The organism is Deltaproteobacteria bacterium, from assembly GCA_013151915.1.
Taxonomy (GTDB): domain Bacteria; phylum BMS3Abin14; class BMS3Abin14; order BMS3Abin14; family BMS3Abin14; genus BMS3ABIN14.
In genome coordinates this window covers 1-21,143 of record JAADHJ010000010.1, presented here as the reverse complement: position 1 = coordinate 21,143, position 21,143 = coordinate 1, and the positions used below count along the sequence as shown (strand labels likewise).

Sequence of the window (21,143 nt, the reverse complement as noted above, 5' to 3'; positions counted from 1 at the left end):
AGAGTCCAGAGTCATAGAGTCCAGAGTCATAGAGTCCAGAGTAGAGGGAAGAGTCCAGAGTCATAAGAGTCCAGAGTCCAGGGTCCAGAGTATAGAGTACAGAGGGAAGGAATTAGATGCAGGATCACTCGAATCTTAAGGGCAGGAATATCCTCCTCGCGATAACGGGAGGGATCGGTGCCTATAAAAGCGCTGAAATCGCCAGGGCACTGATTCGCCTGGGCGCCGAGGTGTCCGTGATTATGACCCAAAACGCCACCCGCTTTATCACCCCTCTGACCATGGAGGTCCTGACCCGGAATCCGGTGGGGGTTGATCTCTTTTCCCCTACCGAGGGGCGGGCGATCGGGCATATCGAGAGGGGAAGACTGGCGGATCTGATGGTTGTCGCGCCCGCCACAGCAAACTTCCTGGCCAAAGCCGCCCACGGGATGGCCGACGATCTGGTGACCACTACCCTCCTGGCTGTGGACTGTCCGGTTGTGGTGGCGCCTGCCATGAATTCCAGGATGTGGGAGCATCCAGCCGTACAGGAAAACATGGGCATCCTCCATTCAAGGGGTGTCCTGTCCGTTCCGCCGGGCCAGGGCGAGCTGGCGTGCGGCGCCGAAGGTCCCGGACGGCTGGCCGATGTGGAAAAGATTCTCGATGCCCTTTCACGGGCCCTTCCAGGCCGCGATGGAGACCTGTCGGAAATCAGTGTCATGGTTACGGCGGGACCGACCGTAGAACCCCTTGACCCGGTGCGGTTCCTGACCAACCGGTCCAGCGGGAAGATGGGCTACGCCCTCGCTGAGGCAGCGCACGAACGCGGCGCCGGGGTTGTTCTCATATCGGGCGCTTCAAACCTGGCGCCTCCGGCGGGACCCCAGGTCGTCAATGTCGGCACCGCTGAGGAAATGCTCGCGGCAGCCAGGACCCACATTGGCGGGTGCCAATGGCTTATGATGGCAGCGGCGGTGGCCGATTACAGGCCGTCGGCACCGTCCGGGAAAAAAATAAAGAAGGACGGCCGAAAAAAACTCACCGTTGAACTTGAGGCTAATCCCGACATTCTCCGTGAGCTTGCAAAAGAAAAAGAGGACAGGCTTTTTGTAGGGTTCGCCGCGGAGAGTGAGGATCTGATAAAGAACGCGAGGGCTAAACTTGAGGCCAAATCCCTCGATCTGATCGTAGCCAACGACATCACTGAGGCGGACTCCGGATTCCAATCCGACAGCAATAGGGCGACACTGATCGAAAGAGACGGGACCACCGAGGGCCTTCCGCTTCTCCCCAAGAGGGAACTTGCCGACAGGATACTCGATCGTGCGCTGAAGCTCTGGAGAATCAACTCTTTATGAATGAGAGCGAGCTGAGGAAAATCTATCTGGAATCCATCGGTCTGGATGCCGCAATATCCCCAACGGACGATATCACTTCCGGCGTATCCGAAGCTCCGGAGAATATTATGAAACCTGAACCTGGCCGTGCGCTGGAGGAACTCAAACGGACCATTGGGGATTGTCATCGCTGCGCCCTGGGTGACAGCAGGACAACACTCGTATTTGGAGTAGGCAATCCGGATGCCCAGCTTCTTCTGGTCGGCGAGGCACCGGGTAGGGACGAGGATCTTACGGGAGAGCCGTTTGTCGGCAGAGCAGGTCAGCTTCTTACAAAAATTATTCAGGCCATGGGATTTCAAAGGGGCGAGGTGTATATATGCAACGTCAACAAGTGCCGCCCTCCCGGCAACCGAAATCCCGAACCTGAAGAAGTAACGGCATGCAAACCTTTTCTCCTGAGGCAGGTTGAAATTATTTCCCCGAAGATCATCTGCGCGCTCGGCAGCTTCGCCGCCAGGACCTTGCTCGACACCGATATGCGGATTTCCGGGCTCCGGGGCAGGTTTCACGATTTTAACGGGATTCCTCTCATGCCCACATACCATCCCTCTTTTCTCCTGCGGAATCCCAACGCGAAGAAGGATGTCTGGAGCGACATGCGCATGATCATGGAACGCCTCGGTCTTCCCATCGAGGAGGGTTGAGGTCTCAGGTCCGTGACGCATGTCCCCTGAGCTTCCTGCGGATGCATCTGCCCGGGTCCCTTCAGGTAAACAGGGTCACGGGGAGCATGACCTGAGGCTGTGTCCCTTGAAAGAGGTTTTTACGAGGTTATTCAGACTTGAAACTTCGAATTATCGCCCTTTTCCTTGTGCTGGTCATGGCCGGTGCAACGGTCACAGTGAAGGTGCTCACGAATCCTAAACTCAAGGATGTCATTCGCGACCTTCTAATCCAACAGGCAAGGAAACATCTTGGGGTCGAGCTTCACATCGGGAAACTTGATTACGATGTGTTTCTGACCGGTCTTTCCATGGAGAACGTCACCCTGAAGGATCTGCAGGGCAAGGCCGGCGAAATTTCGGTGAGAAGGCTGGGAATAAAATTCGACCCCCTCTCGGTTTTCAGGGGCACGGTCGGCATCAAGGAGCTCCAGGTGGACGGGATTGACCTGAACGTGGTTCGGGACATGGACGGTACCATCGCCGTAAAGCCTCTTTTCCCCTTCTGGAAAAAGAAAAAATCTTCGCCGGGCCTTGAAAACATAAGCCTGGTACACATCCAGGTAAGTAGTGTCATACTGCTGAATTCCCATATATCGTACCATGATCTTCCCGCCGGCGTCGAGGTGGGGCTTGATAACGTTCTCGTCAGGTTTGACCGCGGGTCCTTCGATTCCCCCGGGCATGGAAGGCTCTCCCTTCATGCCAATAATGGAAAAGTGGGATGGAGGGGCTTTCCCAAGGGTCGTACAATCAGCGTTCAATCACTCCAGGCGGAGATGACGTATACCCCCACCGAGCTCCTCGTGTCGAAGTTCAACCTTTTCACCGATCCCCTTGGAGTCAGCTTTACCGGCACGCTTCCCCTGGTCCCATCAACCCCTCTTTCAGGGTCGATAGCCCTTACCGCGGACCTTGGAAAGCTGCCGTGGCTGATCGGAGCCGGGGCGGGCAAATTGCGGTTTTCGGGCGAGGTTGGCGGCGATCTTCGTTCACCATACCTTTCCGGTGAAATGGAGGGCGGAAAGGTCCGAGTCTATGGGAGAAAATTTAATAATATCAGTGCCCGCCTTTCGCTGGACGCCGGCCACGCTACCCTTGAGGGGTTAAAAGCGCTGTACCGCGGTGAAAACCTGGAGGGACGTATGGAGGTGGGATTCACGAGGGGGCTTCCTTTCAAGGCAGATCTTTCCACCAGTAAATATCCTATAGCCAAACTCTTCCAGGAGATATCCGGGGACCGCTCCCCGTTGGAGGGAAGCTTCTCGGCACAGTGCGGCATAGAGGGGTATCTTTTTCCCGGTAAGGGCGGCGGGCGTATTCAGGTTGGTCTCAAGGGAACAGCAGACCTTTCCATCGGCCGGGGTGCCCCAAAGGTTTTCGGGTTTGACCTGTCAGGGGTCTATGCCGGTTCCAGCTATGTACTTGAGCGGTTTAAAGCGGCCTCCGGATCGCTGGCAATGGAGGCGTCCGGCACACTGGGGCCGTCAGGTCCCGACCTGACCGTCAAACTTACCGAGTCCGACCTGGGAACCTGGGAGAATTTTTCATGGGCCAGGGGTGCAGGGGGTACTCTTCAGGCTGATGGCGAGGTGTCCGGGGATTGGCAGGCACCCCTGGCGAATCTGGATCTTGTTTTTCAGCATCCCTCAATCAGAGGGTATGCCGCCGACTTTCTCAAGGCGCATCTGCAAATCGATTCAAAGGGGATTACATGTCCACTTGCCTCCCTCAAGGTGGGAGCCACCGTACTGACTTTACAGGGTCGGCTTCCATGGAAAGGGGGAGACCGCGGGGGTGAATGGTCGGTCGGGACCTCCAACGGCCGGTTGCAGGATATCCTTCAGGTCTTTCATGTCCCGTTGGACCTTTCCGGGGAAATCGCCGTACAGATGGATTTTTCTTTTCGCAACGGTTCATTGACCGGAAAAGGCGACAGTGTCCTCCGGAAAATCAGACTGAACGGCGAGGAGTTCGAACGGTCCGATTTTCACATGGTTCTCAGGGATGGAGGGCTGGTGTTCGACAAGATAGAACTGACGAAGGCGGGTAAACTAATGGTTGGGAGAGGGAGCATAAAGGATGGTCGTTTCAGCGCCCAACTGGCAACGGTCCATGGTGTCCCCATGGAAAGCCTCCGGTTTCTTAAAGAGCTCAAGGTGCCCCTCAGCGGTGAGATAAGTTTTACCGCAGGGGTCTCCGGCGGTCTGGACGGAAAAGATATTGAAGGGACCGCCGCCGCCAAGTGGGATCAGATCAGTTTCGAGGGAAGATCCTGGGGGAGCGGCAAAGGCACCTTCGACCTGAAGGGGAAAACCCTGAAGGGAAATGCCGAGTTGATAAACGGCAAATTTGCCGCCGAGGTTACGGTGGACCTTTCCGGTGAAATTCCCTTTTACGGAACGATCCGGACACTGGAGAAAGCAAGTCATGAGGACCTGAACAACTTCTTCGGACTGGGCATACCTTCCGGGTATGCGTCCGGGGAGCTGCTTGCAAAGGCCGGCGCCAAAGGGGTTCTTCTGCACCTGAAAAAAACTGAAGTCGAGGGCACGATCGACGAAGCCAGGTTCAATATACGGGGTATCGATTTCAGATCAACCAGATCGGTGCCTTTCACCTACCAACCCGAACGCGGCATCAGGTTTGAGGATCTCCAGCTCGCTTCCGGAGAATCGGTGTTAAGAGGAGCCCTGACCATTGCTCCCAAGGGGATCATCGGGGGAAACATGGAAGGAGAGATCGACCTGGGGGGATTTTCATACCTGAGGCCTACAGTCAACTCCTTTTTCGGCCGCACCGAGATACATCTGAGAATATCGGGTACCCTTTCACATCCGAGCCTGAGCGGGTATCTCAACATCCGGGACACATCCTGTGTCGCCCATCTTCCATTTCCACTGAAGGTTGAGCATCTTGAAGGACGTATTGAGATTCTCAACGACAGGGTCCATTTTGACGCGATAACCGGACAGGTGAAAAAGGGAACGATAGAGATGGATGGGGATCTTTTTCTGGAGGGCCTCACTCCGGTCCGGGGTCGTCTCCAGTGGAAAGGCGAGGGGATCGCCGTGAATTTTCCTGATGGGCTATCCACCTTGAACAGGGCTACGATCGTTCTGAGCCTTGATGGAGGAAAAGGGAACATACGGGGCAGCGTGAAGATGGACGAGGGAAAGTACATCAGGGATATCGACATCGATAATCCAATTTCCCTCCTCGGTGAGAGCGCAGGCGCTCCGGGTCCCTTTGCTCCGGGTAAGGGAGGGGGGAACGGTGGAACGGGACGATTTGCCCTCGACATCGAAATGGAAACGATAAACCCCATTGAAGTGGATATGAAACTGCTGCGAGGTGATGCAAAGGGGACCCTCCATCTCCAGGGGACCGTGGGAAAGCCCGTTTTGACAGGGCGTTTCTTTATGGATAAGGGGGATATCATCTACAGGGGAAAGTCGTTTGCCATCTCCCGGGGCATCGTCGGTTTTTTCAACCCGGAGGTAATTGAACCGAACTTCGATTTTTCCGCCAGAACGGACATCAGCGGGTTGGATCGGGACGGTATGCTGCGGGACTATACGATCGAGCTTCTGGTAAACGGCGTACCCTCCAAATTCAAGCTCGATCTCATCTCATCTCCACCTTTAAGTGAGACGGATATCCTCTCCCTGCTGAATTGGGGGGCGGTCAGTGAGAAAGCCTTTGAATCCGGAAGAAACGTCTCGGCCACCGAAGCGGCCCTTTTCCTTTCCAGTGAACTCAAGGGAACCCTTGAATCGGGCGTCCGTAACATCACCGGATTTGACCGTGTTGTGATTGATCCGGTCACTGTAAGCAGGACAGGAGGAACGACCTCCAGGATAAGATTGGACAAGCGTCTCGGGGAAAGATTATCGCTGAGCGCTTCGGCTGCCATCCTGAGCCGGGAGGAGCCCGAGGTTTCCCTTCGCTACAAGCTCCTGGACAGTTTTTCATTGATCGGTGAGGAGAGAGGCGAGGGGAATTTCAACCTGGATCTGGATTTTCAGTTTGAGATCCGGTAATGAAGATAGCCTTCCTCGTATCGCTGTTGACCATTATCCTTTCACTCCCCACGGCGGCTCCGGCGGAGGTGTCCCCGCCCATCCTCTCCTTTGCGGGGAAGACGGTACGGCAGGTGTCATACGAGGGGCTGGAATTTCCTCAATCCGAGTTTGATGCCCTGGTTCCCATAACCGTGGGGAAGGTCCTCCGGCCCCCTGATATCAGGGACGGCATCAAGAATCTCTACCGTACAGGACTTTTCGACAGGATCGTGGTGTTGGGAAAGACCCTCCCGGATGGCGTCTTGGTCCTGTTTCGCATGTTTCCCCGGAAATGGCTCAAGGAGGTACGCTTCGAGGGCAACCTTCACATTCCATCCAACAGTCTTTTAAGAAAAATGGACCTTGGAAGGGAGGAGGAAATTACACCCGCAAGGCTCGAGGAGAACAGGTCGAAGATCGAGAAATACTATTCCTACAGGGGGTTTATGGATATTAAGACCGCCTACAGGACCGAGGTGGGGCCCAAGCAGAAAACCAACGTGATATATCGGATCATGGAGGGGCCGAAGTACCGGATAACCGATGTCAGGCTCAGGGGTGATCCGGGCATGTCGCGTTTCAAGGTGCTTTCACTGACCGCGTCCATGCCCGGCGAAACAATGGACGGGGTTGTCCTGGATCGGGATGTGGTGAGGATCGTGGACCATCTCAAGGACAAGGGCTATTACTATCCGGAGGTAAGCTATTCAATCCAGCCCGATCCCCGAGTGAAAGACGGCGTGGTGGTAACCTACAAAATCGTTCGCGGGGACCGATTCAAACTGCTGGTAACTATTGATCGCCCCGATCAGAAGATCAAGCCGTTTCTAAAAATAGTGAAGAGATCATTTGCCGAGGAAGACGGCCCCGGACCGGCAAAGGAAAGGGCCGCGAAAGAGGTTATGAAAAAGGTTCTCGGTGACGGATTTCCGTTGGCCTCCGTTCGGTGGATCGACAGGACACCGGCGCCGGGAGAGAGGGAAATCACCCTGGATGTCACCGCGGGTTTGAAAGCTGTTTTCGGGACTCTCACCATTGATGGTGTGGAGTCGTTGACATTGGAAAAGGTAAGGGACTCATTGGGATTTGCTGAAGGGGAGCCATTTGTGCGCAGCCGTCTTGACTCCGGGGTGAAGGAACTGAAGAGGGCATATCGGGATCAGGGATACCTTGACGCGGAGGTGACCCTCAAACCGCTTTCTTTCAGCCAGGCTCAGGATCCCATGACCAGTCCGGTCCATATCCTCGTTGACGAAGGGCCGCAGACCCTGGTGGGCATGGTGACGATAAAAAATTCCCCGTATTCACCTGATGAGACCAGGAGGATAGTAGGGATTCATGTGGGAACGCCTTACGTACCGGAAAAGGTCGACGCCGGGCGAGGCGCTCTGCTTGACCGGTTGGGACTGGATGGCTACGTCTATGCCTCTGTAACGGCAGAAGATGCGGTGCCCCGGAAAAACGGAACGATGGATGTGATTCTGGATGTTGCAGCGGGCCCCCAGGTGCATCTGGGGAGTCTTATCGTCCTGGGAACCGATAAGGTAAACAACAGAATCATCAGACGGGCCCTTGGACTGAAAAGGGGAGATCTGTTAACCACGGAGAGGCTCATCGAGGCCCAGCAGCGGGTTTACGACCTGAATGTTTTCGCAACCGTGGACATCGGGTTTGCAGACGAGCAGATCCCGGCCCCTGTCAAGGATGTCATCGTCAAGGTCAGCGAACGGGCAAGGTATGCCATAGGTATTAAAGTGGGTTTCGGAAGTGAGGACCGATTTCGGACCCAGCTGTCCGTTACCAATCGAAATGTATCCGGCATGGCACGCTCATTGACCTTGAGCTTGAGAAGAAGCTCCGTCGAACACCTCGAATCTCTTGTATACCGGCATCCGTATTTCCTTGGCAAGTCAATGGATTTTACATCCTCATTGAGCGATTTCAGGGAAGAAAATGGGAGCTTCAGCGAGGACACGAGATCCATCTCCCTGAAATTGAAGCGGGAAATAACCCAAAAGATAACGGGGATAGCGGAATACAGCTTCAAGGGACAGGATATCTTTAATATCTCACCCGGGGTCGTGCTCTCGCCACAGGATCAGGGGTCCACCAAGGTAGCATCGGTTGTTCTGGAAGGGATTTACGAGAGCCGTGATGATATTCTGAATCCCACCGGAGGAACGCTGGGGCAGGTACGATTGAATGTGGCCTCCAGATACCTGGGTTCCGAGGCGGAGGATTACGGATGTGAGATCTCTGTCCATCGGTACTTTTCCCTGGGGAGCGGCGTTGTACTCGCAGGCCTTGCCAGGGGGGGGATTGTTCACAGCTTTGGCAATAGCGATCAGGTGATCATCGGCCAACGCTTTTTCCTCGGCGGGATGACCTCTATAAGGGGTTATAAACTGGACAACCTGGGTCCGAAAGATGCTGATGGGAACCCCGTTGGGGGGAATTATATGGTCAACCTGAACACGGAACTCCGATATCCTGTCTACAGGTCCATCGGAGGGGTTCTTTTTGTGGATTCGGGGGCCGTGTGGCTCAACGAAGCGCCATTTGACGACTCGACGCTCAGGGCCTCAGCCGGCATGGGTATCCGCCTGTCGACCCCGGCCGGGCCGTTAAGCCTGGACTACGGATATAAACTGAACCCCGCTACGGCCGGAGAGAGCAGGTATAGGGTCCATTTCAGTATCGGACACGCTTTCTAACGTAATAAAAAACGTTCAAGGTTCAACGTGGGGAAAGAACGTTCAAGGTTCAACGGGGTAGAGCAGGCTATAGGCTATAGGTAAAGCAAGGTCCAACATTGAACTTTTGAACATTGAACTTTTGAACGTTGAACATTGAACTTTTGAACATTGAACATTGAACATTTTGAACTTTTGAACGTTTCTTATCCCGTTGAACATTCTTTATCCGCGTTTCAATCCTCAGACTCACGGTTGTTGGCCTGGTTCAGGACCATCTCGATCCTCTCGTATGCGACCGATGGATCAAGGCTCTTGTCAAGAAAGGCGACGGCTCCCTTTTCCCGCACGATCTGAATGTCCTCGTGGCTGTCGTGGATTCCGGTCATGACGATAACGGGAGGGGCGGGGCGGGCCGACTTTGCCAGATGTTCAAGGACGCCGAATCCCGACATCCGGGGCATCTGGAGGTCCAGAAGGATCAGCCCGAAAAGATCAGGTGCAGCCTCATAGATCTCAAGGGCCTCCTGTCCGTCGGCGGCGGTCTTGACCATATGGCCGTGGCTGATGAGGAGGTCGGACATCATGGTGCGAAAGAAAGCGGTGTCGTCGGCCAGGAGGATGTACCTGCCGTCTCCAGTCACCGGCTTTTTGGGCGCCGGCACCGCCGGCGAATCCTGAATGAGACGCCTCCATTTCGGAGGCAGCTGGACGGTCATCTTTGTTCCACAGGCCGAACAGGTCACGCGGAATCCCGCCTCCGGAATCTTTTCGGAATTGAAAATATACTCTTTTGAGCATAGAAAACATGTGAGTTTCATGGCAGTATTATTCACCTCGCAAAAAACGCTGTAGCTTTGGGACTGCTGATGGACCTTCCCCAACTTTACCGTCCCGAAGGTATCAGGAAGACAAATGGTATGTCAACGTATGGATTAGCGTGGGGCCCATCAATAATTCATGGTTCATCCGGTTAATGCGTACCTTTATTATTTTGCCGTCATTGCGAGCCCGAGTGAAACCGTAGGCGCGGCAATCTCATGCGAAGCTGAAAAGGTCATTGCGGCGCCCTCCGGTCGCCCACGGGATCGCTTCACACAGTTATCGGTTCGCGATGACCAGCGAAGTCATCAATAATTGACAGGGCCGGGGGCATGGCATAAACTCCTGGATTCCGGGATAAACCCCTTGTGGAGGATCGACGGGAAATGAGGCATCCAGGCGGCTTAATCCTTCCGGCGGCCATTACGGCCGCTTTCCTCTGTGCAGGGGCCGCATGGGCCTCGGTCGCCACGTCCGGCTGGACGCAGTTGGACAGGATTGTCGCAGTCGTTGGGGATAATCCGGTTCTGCTAAGCGACCTGTTGATGGAGAATGACCTCGGTCTCCTTGAACCGGTCGATAACAAGGAAGGATTGGATGCCCTTCTGGAGCCCTATCTGAACAGGCTGATGATTGTCAGGGAGGCGAATGAGGTCGGCAGTTTCCGGCTGTCGCCGGGGCAGATAGAAGCGGCCTTTAAGGGTTATCTTTCCCGATTTCCTACTCGGGCGGCCTTCGACGAAAAACTCCGTCGGTGGGGTATTGATGAGAAAGAGGTGGAAAGACGTCTCGCCCATGGTCTGATCGCGTCTCTGTATACGGAAAGCCGGATACGGTTCTTCGTGGGGGTCCTTCCTTCGGATATCGAGAAGGAGTATAATAACAACCCCGGTCGATGGGGCGGGCGCGGGATCAACGAGGCATGGAACGATATTAAGAAATTCCTCGGGGCGAGGGCCTTTCAGAAGGAAAGAGACAGGTGGCTCAAGACCCTGCGAGAACGTTATGGTCTGAAAATCATCAGCGAGGAAGGAGATGACCGGGGTTGAGATATCTTCTTGTGGTAAGGGATATTTTCGCCGCGGCTCATCGTCTTGCAGGCAGCGGCGGGCAGTGTGAGAACCTGCACGGCCATAATTTTTCCGTGGAACTTACGGTTGAGGGCGACAGGCTCGATGATACCGGCATGGTGATTGATTTTACCATCCTGAAAGATATTCTTCGGGGTATCCTCGTGGACCTCGATCATACAGACCTCAATTCGTTTCCGGCGTTCTCGGGGCAAAGCCCCTCATCCGAGAGGATTGCCGAGTATGTCTTTAAAAGGGCCGAGGAACTCCTGTCAGGCAGGGATGTGGAAGTCGCCTCGGTAACCGTTGGCGAATCCCGGAACGCTTCCGCCACATATCTGCCCTAGGGGGCTGTCGGAAAATCCATACGGACTCCCAGGGGGCCGTGGTAGAAAGGAAGGCGATAATGGAGATCATTGACGCGCATGTTCACGTCGGAAGAAAACACCTTCCCATGGACTCGGTCCAGGCTATTCTTGACAAGGCCGGCGCCGATAGAGCGGTCATTTTCGCCGATCCTGAGAGCAGCGACATCTCGGATGATAACCGGTACGTCCTTGATGCCGCGAAGAAGGGGGGGCACATACCCTTTTTCTATGTGGGCGGCAATGCCTACAGCACCAACCGGCCTTACCCCAATCTGCCTGACCCCGGCATCCTCGAAGAATACCGCGGCATTAAATGGCACTGCTGGTTTACCCCCGGCCACGATTTCGGCGGTACCCGGCTTGGAATGGATGAGGACCATGTCCACGGGGTTCTGACGGAACCGCGGATGGTCGCCCTTATGGAAAAGGTCATGGAGATGAATATCCCGGTCAACTTCGAGGAGCATTTCGATATAACACAGATCTTTGTGGACCTGTATCCCGATGTCAAGGTCATCATCCCCCACATGGGAGCGCTCAACGGTGGCACCGAAAGGATTCTGGCATCGGTGGGGGGCAGAGAAAACGTCTACTTCGACGTGAGCCTGGCAGGCATCTCCGCTGATCTGGTTAAGAGCTTCGGCGCGGAAAAATTCCTTTGCGGTTCCGACTATCCATACGGCAGCCCTGCCTGGAGCATCGACAGGATCAGGAAACTCAATGTGACGGAGGAGGAACGCGCGGCCATCTTTTCCGGAAACGCCCTGCGATTGACCGGGATGGATTAATAGAGGCCGGAAGCGCTCACTGCGCCTGGAGACATGGAACATAAGGAGACCGCATGAGAAAAGAATCGCTGAATTTTCTTCAAAAACTTATCGATGCCCCGAGCCCTTCCGGTTTCGAAGGGCCTGCCCAGGAGGTCTGGCTCCACAGGACCTCTCCCTTTGCGGACGAGACCAGGGTTGATGTCACCGGAAACGTTATCGCGGTCCTGAATCAGGGGGGAAGTCCGCGGGTCATGCTGGCAGGCCATTGCGACGAAGTCGGATTCATGGTCAAGTACATCTCCGATGAGGGATACATCTCTTTCGCCCCGATAGGCGGGGTGGACATCCATATCGTTTCGGCCAGGAGGGTCGCCATACACACGTCCCGGGGAACCGTTCCGGGAGTGGTGGGAAAAAAACCGATCCATCTGCAGGACCCCTCATCGAGGTCCACCCAGAAGCTGGAGTGGCACAACCTCTGGATAGATATTGGAACCGGCAGCCGCAAGGAGACGGAGAAACAGGTCGCCCTGGGGGATCCCATCACCTTTACCGACGGATTCGGGCGGCTTGCGGGGGACATGGTGGCGGGACGGGCATTCGACGATAAGGTGGGCAGCTTTGTGGTCTCCGAGGTCGTTCGTATCCTCTCGAAAAAGAGGATCAAAGCCGCTCTCTATTCGGTGTCCACGGTTCAGGAGGAGTTAGGCCTCCGTGGGGCGAAAACGAGCGCATACGGGATCGATCCGGATGTCGGTATAGCGGTAGACGTGACCTTCGCCTCTGACCATCCGGAGATCGATAAAAAGCAGGTCGGCCAGATCTCCGTTGGAAAGGGGCCGGTTGCAGCGCGCGGGGCCAACATCAACCCGAGGGTGTTTGAGCGGATCATTGAAGTGGCCGGTTCGGAAAAAATCCCCTGTCAGGTGGAGCCCTCACCCCGGGCCACAGGGACCGACGCCAACGTCATCCAGATGACAAGGGAAGGGGTGGCGGCCGGGCTTCTCAGTATCCCGAACCGTTACATGCACACACCCGTGGAGATCATCTCCCTGAAGGACCTGCAGAACGCGGCGAAGCTCCTGGCAGCCTACGTCGAATCGTTAAAACCGGAAGATAGTTTCATCCCTTACGGAAAAAGGTGAGGATAATCTCCGGATCAGCAAAGGGGCGGCCGCTCCTTTGTCCCCGTGGTCTCGGGACCCGCCCCACCTCGGATCGGGTCCGGGAGGCTGTCTTTTCCATCATCGGGGAGAGGGTGAAAGGAACCGGGGTAGTTGACCTTTTTGCGGGTACAGGGGCCTATGGCCTGGAGGCGCTCAGCCGAGGGGCCCTGAAAGCCACATTCGTAGACAGGAGCCCTACGGCCAGCCGGTTTATCAGGAAAAACGTTGCCGCATGCCGTTTCGAGGGTCTCTCCCGTGTGGTCACCGCTCCCGTCGGACCTTTCATTAAAAGCGGGGGAATACCCGAGGGGACCGGGCTTGTTTTCGTTGATCCGCCCTATAGCGGTGGTGAGGGAATAAAGACCTTGATGGCCCTATCTGAAAATGCTAAATCCCTCACAAGAGGCCTCGTTATCTTCGAATGTTCCTCCTCCGGTGAGCCCGATGTGATCCCGAGCGGCATGGAGATCGCGGATAGGAGGCGGTATGGCGATACGGCTGTTCTCTTTATTATGGTGTCGTAAAAAGTCCACCCATTGTACTGGAACGGTATGTCGGTGAGATTTTTCGAGATTATCCCGAATGGAAAAGCCTTGTGATGGAGGTTCAAGTGGGGACTATTGCCGTTTATCCTGGAACTTTTGATCCTATTACTCATGGGCACGTGGACCTTATCCGAAGGGCAAGCGCCATCTTTTCAAGGCTGATCGTCCTGGTGGCGGCGGATGTTAAAAAGGTCCCCATGTTTTCAGCGGATGAAAGGACCTCAATGGTCCATGATGCCGTCAGTGGTATTCCAGACCATGTGGAGGTAAAGGTTTTTAACGGTCTTCTCGTCGAGGAGGTCGAAAAACTGTCCGCCCACGTTATTATCAGGGGATTGAGAGCCGTCAGCGACTTCGAGTTCGAGTCCCAGATGGCGTTGATGAACAAGAGGCTCAATCCACGTATTGAGACATTTTTTATGATCAGCCGGGAGGAATACGCTTACCTCAGTTCCAGCTTTGTTAAGGAAATCGCCAGCCTCGGCGGTGATGTGGGCACGATGGTCTCGGAGTGCGTGGCCGAAAAACTCCTTAAGCGGTACCGGGGAAAAAGGGGAAACAGATCACGGTGAACACCGGTGGGGAAACGACGGGAAGCGGGATACTTTCATCCCTTCGCGAGCGTGTGCGTGGGAGCGGAATACGCATCGTTTTTCCCGAGGGTGACGATGAGAGGATTCTGGATGCGGCCTCCCATATTATCAGGGATCGGATTGCGGAGGTCGTAATACTGGGCAATCCTGAATCTGTGGGCCGTCTGGCGGATCGGCGCGGTCTGGATCTGGGGGCCGCCGCCGTCATCGACCTTAACGACGATCCTCTTCTGGATGGGTACGCCCATATTTACCACGAACTGCGTCGACACAAGGGGATTACTATTCAGACCGCGGCCCGTGAGATCGCCGACCCGATAGCCTTCGCCGCGATGATGGTCCATACCGGGAGAGCCGACGGTTTCGTCGCGGGGGCGGTGACCACAACAGAGAAGGTTATCAGAAACGCTCTTAGGATTATCGGAAAAATGGATGACGTGGACGTCGTCTCGAGCTGTTTCATAATGGTTATGCCCATCATGGAATATGGGGAAGAGGGTGTTTTTATCTTCGCGGATTGTGGAATGATTCCTGACCCTACCGCTCCGCAGTTGGCGCAGATTGCCATTTCCGCCGCCGAAAGCTGCAGGTTCTTCCTTGATGTCGAACCGCGGGTGGCCATGCTCTCCTTTTCGACCCATGGGAGCGCCGGCCATCCAAGGGTGGATAAGGTCCGCGAGGCAACCCGCCTGGTTGCGGAGAGGGAACCCGGCCTTATCGTTGATGGAGAAGTGCAGCTCGATGCCGCCATAGTCCCCGTGGTTGCCGAACGGAAGATGCCGGGCAGCCCTTTGGCCGGCAGGGCCAATGTTCTTGTTTTCCCGGATCTGGATTCCGGGAATATCGCGTACAAGTTGGTGGAACGTCTTGCCAATACGGTAGCCGTCGGCCCCATCCTTCAGGGCCTGAAGAAGCCTGCAAATGATCTCTCCCGTGGGTGTGGTGTCGACGAAATAATCAATGTCGCGGTCATTACCGCTATTCAGGCCGCACGGAAATTGAAGACTTCTTGTGAAGTCATCAACGCGTCCCCTTAGGGGCGTCCAAATTGAAGATTTGTGAGGAAAGCGAAAATGAATTTTTCGCTTTTCGTGAAGTAAAAAGCCACGGATGGACTTTTTACGACTCTATCTAAAGTGATCAAAAACAAGGGAGTAAAGACAATGGATTTTGCAAAGAGGGTAAAAGGAATAAAACCGTCACCCACCCTTGCCATCACCGCCAAGGCGAAGCAGATGAAGGCGGACGGCCTGGATGTGGTGGGATTCGGCGCGGGTGAGCCTGACTTTGACACTCCGGAAAACATCAAGGCGGCGGCAATTAAAGCGCTCCGGGACGGTTTTACAAAGTACACGCCGGTACCCGGCACCAACGAGGCCCGGGACGCCATCGTCGACAAGTTGAAACGGGACCAGGGCCTTGATTATGAACGCAACCAGATCATTATCTCATGTGGAGCGAAACACACGCTTTACAATATCGCCCAGGCCCTGTTCCAGGAGGGGGACGAAATAATCATCCCGGCCCCATACTGGGTCTCGTATCCTGCGCAGGTTATCCTCGCGGGGGCCGAACCCGTCATCGTTGAAACCAGGGAGGAGAACGGCTTCACCGTGACCATCGAGGACCTTGAAAGGGCGGCGAACAGCCGCACGAGGGCCCTCGTATTAAACAGCCCTTCCAACCCGACCGGTGCGGTATACACACGCCGACAGTTAGAGGACATAGCCGGGTTCGCCCGGCAAAAGGATATTCTGGTAATATCAGACGAGATTTACGAGAAACTGGTTTACGACGATTTCAAGTTCACCAGTATCGCTCAACTGCCGGGAATGCAGGAGAGGACGGTCCTGGTCAACGGGCTGTCCAAGGCCTACGCCATGACCGGCTGGAGGATAGGGTATGCCGCAGGGCCTGCCGAGTTGGTGGCGGCCATGACCAAGATCCAGAGCCAGAGTACCTCCAACCCCACATCCTTCGCCCTGCCGGCGACCGTAGAAGCGCTCAGTGGTCCTCAGGATTTTGTGGGGATAATGCGGGCGGAATTCGACAAAAGACGTCGGTATATTGTGGATCGGCTCAACGGGATGGATTCGGTAAGCTGTTTTACCCCTCTGGGGGCCTTCTACGCTTTCCCCAACTTTTCCGGCCTGTATGGCCGTTCTTTCAAGGGAAACAGGATACAGAATTCCACAGATATGGCCGATTACCTGCTGGATGAGGCAAAGGTAGCCATCGTTCCCGGAATAGCTTTCGGCGCCGACGATTGTGCCAGGCTGTCATACGCCTCCTCGATGGAGAATATCGCGAAAGGGCTCGACCGCATCGAGGCGGCAATAGCAGTGTTGGAGTAGAATCATGAGAATCGTACGATTTCATCCGCAGGACCTTCCAAGGGAATCCCCCAAATTTTCCCCGGTTGTCTGGGGTGTGGTTGATGGGGATTGGGTTCGGGATCTGAAAGGGGCGCCTTTTGATGGTGTGGAGTTCGGCCATTCCAAACATCTCCTGGCCGACGTCAGGCTATGTCCGCCGGTTAAACCTGGAAAGGTTGTCGCCATCGGCCTGACCTACAGGGAACATATCCGCGAGATGGGCCATGAAATGCCTGAGGAGCCCTTGATCTTTTTCAAGGCCGTCTCCTCGGTTATCGCTGCCGGAGAGCATATCGAACTTCCGATGGAATCGGAGCGGGTGGATTATGAGGGAGAACTGGCCGTGGTGATAGGCAAGCGCTGCCGCCGGGTCTCACTCGATGACGCGGAGGATGTGATCCTTGGCTACACCATCCTGAACGATGTGACGGCAAGGGACCTGCAGAGGAAGGACGGTCAGTTCGCCAGGGCGAAAAGCTTCGATACCTTCTGCCCGTTGGGCCCGTGGATCGAAACGGATCTGGATCCCACCTCGGTCCGGATCACCACGGTGGTCAATTCAGAATTGCGGCAGGATGCCAGCACGGCCTCCATGCTGTTCAGCCCCTTCCAGCTCGTTGCCCACATCAGCGGGGTGATGACACTGGAGCCGGGGGATATCATCGCCACGGGAACACCGTCGGGGGTAGGTCCCCTGAAGGATGGAGATAAGGTGTCGATAGCCGTCGAGGGGATCGGGGTGTTGACCAACCCCGTCCGGAGGGAGGTTACTTGAGCCCGGCCGCCGAAAGAGTGCCGGATTCCGCCCCCCCCCTTGCCATAACCATGGGAGATCCGAGTGGGGTCGGCCCCGAGATTATCGCGTTGGCCATGGAGAATGAGGCCCTCCGGCGCCGCTGTATGGTGATCGGTAATCATAAACGCCTCGCAGTCGGTGCCAGAAAAGCCGGGAGCCCAACGCGCTATCGTCCTATAAGCGACATCGAAAGAGCGGGATCCCTGGAACCCGATGTCCCCCTGCTGGAAGTTGCGGACGTTCCCACCGGATTGCCGTTCGGCCGGCTGAATCCGGCCGCGGGCGAAGCTGCCTATCAATGCCTCATCCACTCCATTGACCTGGCGATTGAAGGGAAGGTTTCCGGTATTGTAACCACCCCGCTCAACAAGGAATCTCTTCACCAGGCCGGGCATCCCTATCCCGGGCATACCGAGATTCTGGCCGAGCGTACCGGGGCCCGGGACTATGTGATGATGCTTGCCGCCGGAAGCATGCGGGCCCTTCATGTCACCACCCACATTCCCGTATCCCAGATTTCCCGGAACATTTCCCTGGAGCGGGTCCTCAGGGTCACGCATCTGGGCAACGACGCTTTGATAAAGATGGGTATCGCCAGACCCAGGCTGGCGGTGGCAGGCCTTAACCCCCATGCGGGCGAGGGGGGCATTTTCGGCGACGAGGAAACCAATATTCTGATCCCCGCGGTCAGGACGGCCGCAGAGGAGGGGCTCGATATTGTTGGACCGATCCCTCCCGACGTGGTTTTCCTCAGGATGCACCGTGGACATTATGACGCCGTGATAACCATGTACCATGACCAGGGGCACATCCCGTTAAAGCTGCTGGGCTTCGAATCGGGTGTGAACGTAACCCTCGGGCTTCCCATCATCAGAACATCCGTGGACCATGGTACGGCTTTCGATATTGCGGGAAAAGGGCTCGCCGACCCCAGCAGCCTCATCGAGGCCATCAGGCTTGCGGCCAGACTCACGGGTCGAGATATCACATGAGGGAACCTGCCCTACACAGGTTCTTTTTACTGTCCCTGACGGTTTTGATGTTTACGGCTTTTCTTCAGCCTGCGGCGTCGGCGGACGAAATCGTCGTTGGTATTCCTCTTGGCCTTTCGGGTCCCCATGAGGTCATCGGCAGGATGGCGCGGGATGCATATCTTCTTGGAATGGAGGATGTCAACTCCCACGGCGGTATCAACGGCGTGGATCTCAGATTGGATATCCGGGACACCATGGGTCGTGTGGGCATGGCCCGAGGCATCGTTCGGCACTTCATCAAAGACAAGCAGTACCCTGTTGTTATGGGCGGCCTCGGTTCCATTGTAACACGGGAGATCGCCTCCAGGTGCGAGACACAGGGCGTTCCCTACCTTGCCGTCAGCGGCGCTGACGATTCCATCACCCGGCGGGGATATCGCTACGTCTTCAGGTTGAATCCAACTTTTTCAATGTATGCCGACGGCATTACCGGCTTTTTACGGGGTGCGGTACAGCCGGGGAGGATAGCGGTTGTCGGGGAGCGGACTGCCTACAGCGCCGGTATTTCGGATTCCCTGGTTTCCGCCGGGAAGGATGCGGGCTGGATAATCGGTCGGTTTGAATACGATGTCGGGGGCGGGATCCCGCTTGACTACATTGGCCGGATTGAGGTGTTTGACCCTGACGTGGTCGTCATATTTACCTACCCCAAAGAGGCGACGTTCATCATGGAGGCCGTTAAAGAGAAAATGCCGGGGATCAAGGCATTCATAGATGGGCTGCCGTCCCCATCGGGCCCGGGCCTTTTCAGGGTCGGCGCCGGCCCATGGGACGGTCTCTTTACTTTAACCATCTGGTCGCCCCGCCTGCAGTTTCCCGGAGCGGAATCCTTCTTCCAAAAATACCTCACCAGGTTCGGTGTCGAGCCGGACTATCACGCGGCGGAGGCCTACGCCGCTGTCCAGGTGTTGGCCGCGGCCTTATCTGCGGCCGGGACCCTCTCCCCGGAGGAGGTGAGGGATGCTTTCGCCCGGATCCGGCTCACCACCATATTCGGTCCGGTTTTCTTCCAATCCATTGACGGATACCAGAACCAGAACATACTGCCCACCTTTATGGGGCAGTGGCTCGATGGCAGGGACGAAATCGTATGGCCGCCTGAAAATAAAACGGCCGATTTTATCTTGGGGTCTTCTTTCCCATCACAGTCCAATACCCTTTAGGATATCGGGGGAAAACATGTCCCCAGGCATCCCATACGGAAAAGGGGAAATTATCCTTCCCTCCCGGTGCCCTGCGCCCTTTTCGGTAATCGAGCCCGGGCCGTTCCCTGCCCGTCACGGTTCCGGCCTTATTGATGAGGCGCTCGACAACCCCCTTGGATCACCCCCCATGGAAAGGTTCTTTCGCAGAGGGCAGCGGGTGGTGTGCGTCATACCGGACATCACCCGGAGGTCCGGGGTGCGCACCTGGCTGCCCCTGGTCCTTGAAAGACTGCTTGACGCCGGGGTCGGCAGCCGGGATATCAGCGTCGTTGTCTCCCTCGGGATTCACCGGAAGATGTCGGATGGGGAGCTGAAGGACCACGTGGGTGCGTGGGTCTGGCGGCGCTTTTCCGTAAAAAACCATGATTGCGACGACCCCTCAGGCCTCATCGACCTGGGAAGGACACCGGGAGGCATCCCCCTGCGGCTGAACCGAAAGGTTGTGGAGGCCGACACCCTGCTTCTGACGGGCTCCGTAACCTACCACTACTTCGCCGGTTACGGCGGCGGACGAAAGGCCATTCTCCCCGGGGTCGCCTCGAGGGAAACGTGCGAGGCCAACCACCGTATGGTCGTTTCCTGGAGAAGGGGGAACCTGCATGGAGACCTTTGTCCGGGGAAGCTCGAAGGCAACCCGGTGCATAGCGACATGTTGTCGGCCTGTTCAATGGTACCGCCCATCTTTTCCCTGAACGTGGTCACGGACCCGTCCAACAGGATCATCGCGGCGGCCGCGGGTGGCGTTGAGGCGGCTCACATCGAGGCCTGCAGACGGCACGATGTCTTTTATCGCCGCCGCATCGATTCCAGGGCCGATCTGGTGATCGCGGGTGTCGGCGGGTGGCCGAAGGATATCAATTTCGTTCAGGCCCACAAGGGGCTCTATTCGGCTCACAGGGCCGTGAAGGAAGGAGGCGTTCTCGTTCTGGCCGCCGCCTGCCCTGAAGGAGGGGGGCACCCTGACTTTTTCTCGTGGTTCCGACGGTGTTCAACCGATGAGCAGTGGCTCGACACCCTGGACCGGGAGTACCAGATCAACGGACAGACCGCCTATTCCACCTGGAAATGCGCATCGGCCAACATGACGATTCTCATAAGCAGCCTTCCCCGGGAAAGGGTAATCGAGATGGGAATGGTTCCCGCGGGAGGGCTTGACGAGGCCATGAAGATAGTGGAGGACCATTTCAGGGGAGTTCAGGGTGGTATCCCGCGGCCCCTGATCATCCCCGACGCTTCGGACATCCTGGTCGAATGCGCACATTTATAGGGTCGTAAAAGGCGTCCAATGTCCAACAGGATAAAGCAGTCCAGGGTCCAGGGTCCAGAGGGAAAAACAGGTCCAATGTCCAACGGGGTAAAGAACGTCCAATGTCCAACGTGATAAAATAGCTGGTCCCCAGACCTTGGTTATTTCACCACCCGCTCGTCACGCCGATGGCGTGACTCGCTGGAGGCACGGAGGTCACGGAGAAAACCTTAAAACTTGGTTCATCCGGTTAATGCATACCTTATATTATTATTTTGCTGTCATTGCGAGGAGCATCGAGGGAGACGAGAGTGACGCGGCAATCCCGGGCGGAGCTGAAAAGACCGTC

17 protein-coding genes are annotated in these 21,143 nt (G+C 56.0%); 16 read left to right on the top strand and 1 reads right to left on the bottom strand.

The genetic code is table 11. The annotated features are described in order from the left end of the window. Positions 1-116: 116 nt before the first annotated feature. The 4 genes from coaBC to GXP52_02465 all read left to right on the top strand — a co-directional run bounded on the left by coaBC (position 117) and on the right by GXP52_02465 (position 8,825). Positions 117-1,343, top strand: coding sequence for a bifunctional phosphopantothenoylcysteine decarboxylase/phosphopantothenate--cysteine ligase CoaBC (gene coaBC, locus GXP52_02480; protein NOY86152.1), 1,227 nt, complete (start codon positions 117-119; stop codon positions 1,341-1,343). Continuing rightward, positions 1,340-2,029 (top strand): uracil-DNA glycosylase, encoded by a 690-nt coding sequence (locus GXP52_02475; protein ID NOY86151.1) that lies wholly within the window; start codon positions 1,340-1,342, stop codon positions 2,027-2,029. The genes coaBC and GXP52_02475 overlap by 4 nt, the downstream gene beginning before the upstream one ends. 137 nt (positions 2,030-2,166) lie before the next feature. Continuing rightward, on the top strand, positions 2,167-6,090 hold the full coding sequence (locus tag GXP52_02470; GenBank protein ID NOY86150.1) for an AsmA family protein: 3,924 nt from the start codon (positions 2,167-2,169) through the stop codon (positions 6,088-6,090). Next, positions 6,090-8,825, top strand: coding sequence for a BamA/TamA family outer membrane protein (locus tag GXP52_02465; GenBank protein NOY86149.1), 2,736 nt, complete (start codon positions 6,090-6,092; stop codon positions 8,823-8,825). Before GXP52_02470 ends, GXP52_02465 begins: the two co-directional genes overlap by 1 nt. A gap of 215 nt (positions 8,826-9,040) precedes the next feature. Here the strand turns inward: GXP52_02465 and GXP52_02460 are convergent, their stop codons facing one another. Next, on the bottom strand, positions 9,041-9,625 hold the full coding sequence (locus GXP52_02460) for a response regulator (GenBank protein NOY86148.1): 585 nt from the start codon (positions 9,623-9,625) through the stop codon (positions 9,041-9,043). Between the two features lie 387 nt (positions 9,626-10,012). Here GXP52_02460 and GXP52_02455 point away from each other — a divergent pair, with 387 nt between their 5' ends. The 12 genes from GXP52_02455 (at position 10,013) to larA (ending at position 20,815) form a co-directional block, all read left to right on the top strand. Then, entirely contained in the window at positions 10,013-10,675 is a 663-nt protein-coding gene (locus GXP52_02455) for a hypothetical protein (GenBank protein ID NOY86147.1), read from the top strand. After that, a complete protein-coding gene (gene queD / locus GXP52_02450) occupies positions 10,672-11,043 on the top strand; it encodes a 6-carboxytetrahydropterin synthase QueD (GenBank protein NOY86146.1) in 372 nt (123 codons plus the stop codon). The genes GXP52_02455 and queD overlap by 4 nt, the downstream gene beginning before the upstream one ends. A gap of 38 nt (positions 11,044-11,081) precedes the next feature. Continuing rightward, positions 11,082-11,852, top strand: coding sequence for an amidohydrolase family protein (locus tag GXP52_02445; GenBank protein ID NOY86145.1), 771 nt, complete (start codon positions 11,082-11,084; stop codon positions 11,850-11,852). 53 nt (positions 11,853-11,905) lie between these two features. After that, the gene (locus tag GXP52_02440) at positions 11,906-12,979 is read left to right on the top strand and encodes a M42 family metallopeptidase (GenBank protein NOY86144.1); all 1,074 of its coding nucleotides are present in this window, start codon (positions 11,906-11,908) and stop codon (positions 12,977-12,979) included. Then, entirely contained in the window at positions 12,976-13,524 is a 549-nt protein-coding gene (rsmD, locus tag GXP52_02435) for a 16S rRNA (guanine(966)-N(2))-methyltransferase RsmD (protein ID NOY86143.1), read from the top strand. The genes GXP52_02440 and rsmD overlap by 4 nt, the downstream gene beginning before the upstream one ends. A gap of 74 nt (positions 13,525-13,598) precedes the next feature. Then, a complete protein-coding gene (gene coaD, locus GXP52_02430) occupies positions 13,599-14,117 on the top strand; it encodes a pantetheine-phosphate adenylyltransferase (protein NOY86142.1) in 519 nt (172 codons plus the stop codon). A gap of 29 nt (positions 14,118-14,146) precedes the next feature. Continuing rightward, on the top strand, positions 14,147-15,175 hold the full coding sequence (gene pta / locus GXP52_02425) for a phosphate acetyltransferase (protein NOY86141.1): 1,029 nt from the start codon (positions 14,147-14,149) through the stop codon (positions 15,173-15,175). A gap of 126 nt (positions 15,176-15,301) precedes the next feature. Then, positions 15,302-16,492 (top strand): pyridoxal phosphate-dependent aminotransferase, encoded by a 1,191-nt coding sequence (locus GXP52_02420; protein NOY86140.1) that lies wholly within the window; start codon positions 15,302-15,304, stop codon positions 16,490-16,492. A 4-nt stretch (positions 16,493-16,496) separates the two neighbouring features. Next, positions 16,497-17,288, top strand: a complete 792-nt coding sequence (locus GXP52_02415; protein NOY86139.1) for a fumarylacetoacetate hydrolase family protein — start codon at positions 16,497-16,499, stop codon at positions 17,286-17,288. 50 nt (positions 17,289-17,338) lie between these two features. Continuing rightward, on the top strand, positions 17,339-18,301 hold the full coding sequence (pdxA, locus tag GXP52_02410; protein ID NOY86138.1) for a 4-hydroxythreonine-4-phosphate dehydrogenase PdxA: 963 nt from the start codon (positions 17,339-17,341) through the stop codon (positions 18,299-18,301). Continuing rightward, positions 18,298-19,506 carry an amino acid ABC transporter substrate-binding protein gene (locus GXP52_02405; protein ID NOY86137.1) on the top strand — a complete coding sequence of 403 codons (1,209 nt, stop codon included), beginning with the start codon at positions 18,298-18,300 and terminating at the stop codon, positions 19,504-19,506. The genes pdxA and GXP52_02405 overlap by 4 nt, the downstream gene beginning before the upstream one ends. A gap of 16 nt (positions 19,507-19,522) precedes the next feature. Beyond that, positions 19,523-20,815 (top strand): nickel-dependent lactate racemase, encoded by a 1,293-nt coding sequence (gene larA, locus GXP52_02400; protein NOY86136.1) that lies wholly within the window; start codon positions 19,523-19,525, stop codon positions 20,813-20,815. Positions 20,816-21,143: the final 328 nt, after the last annotated feature.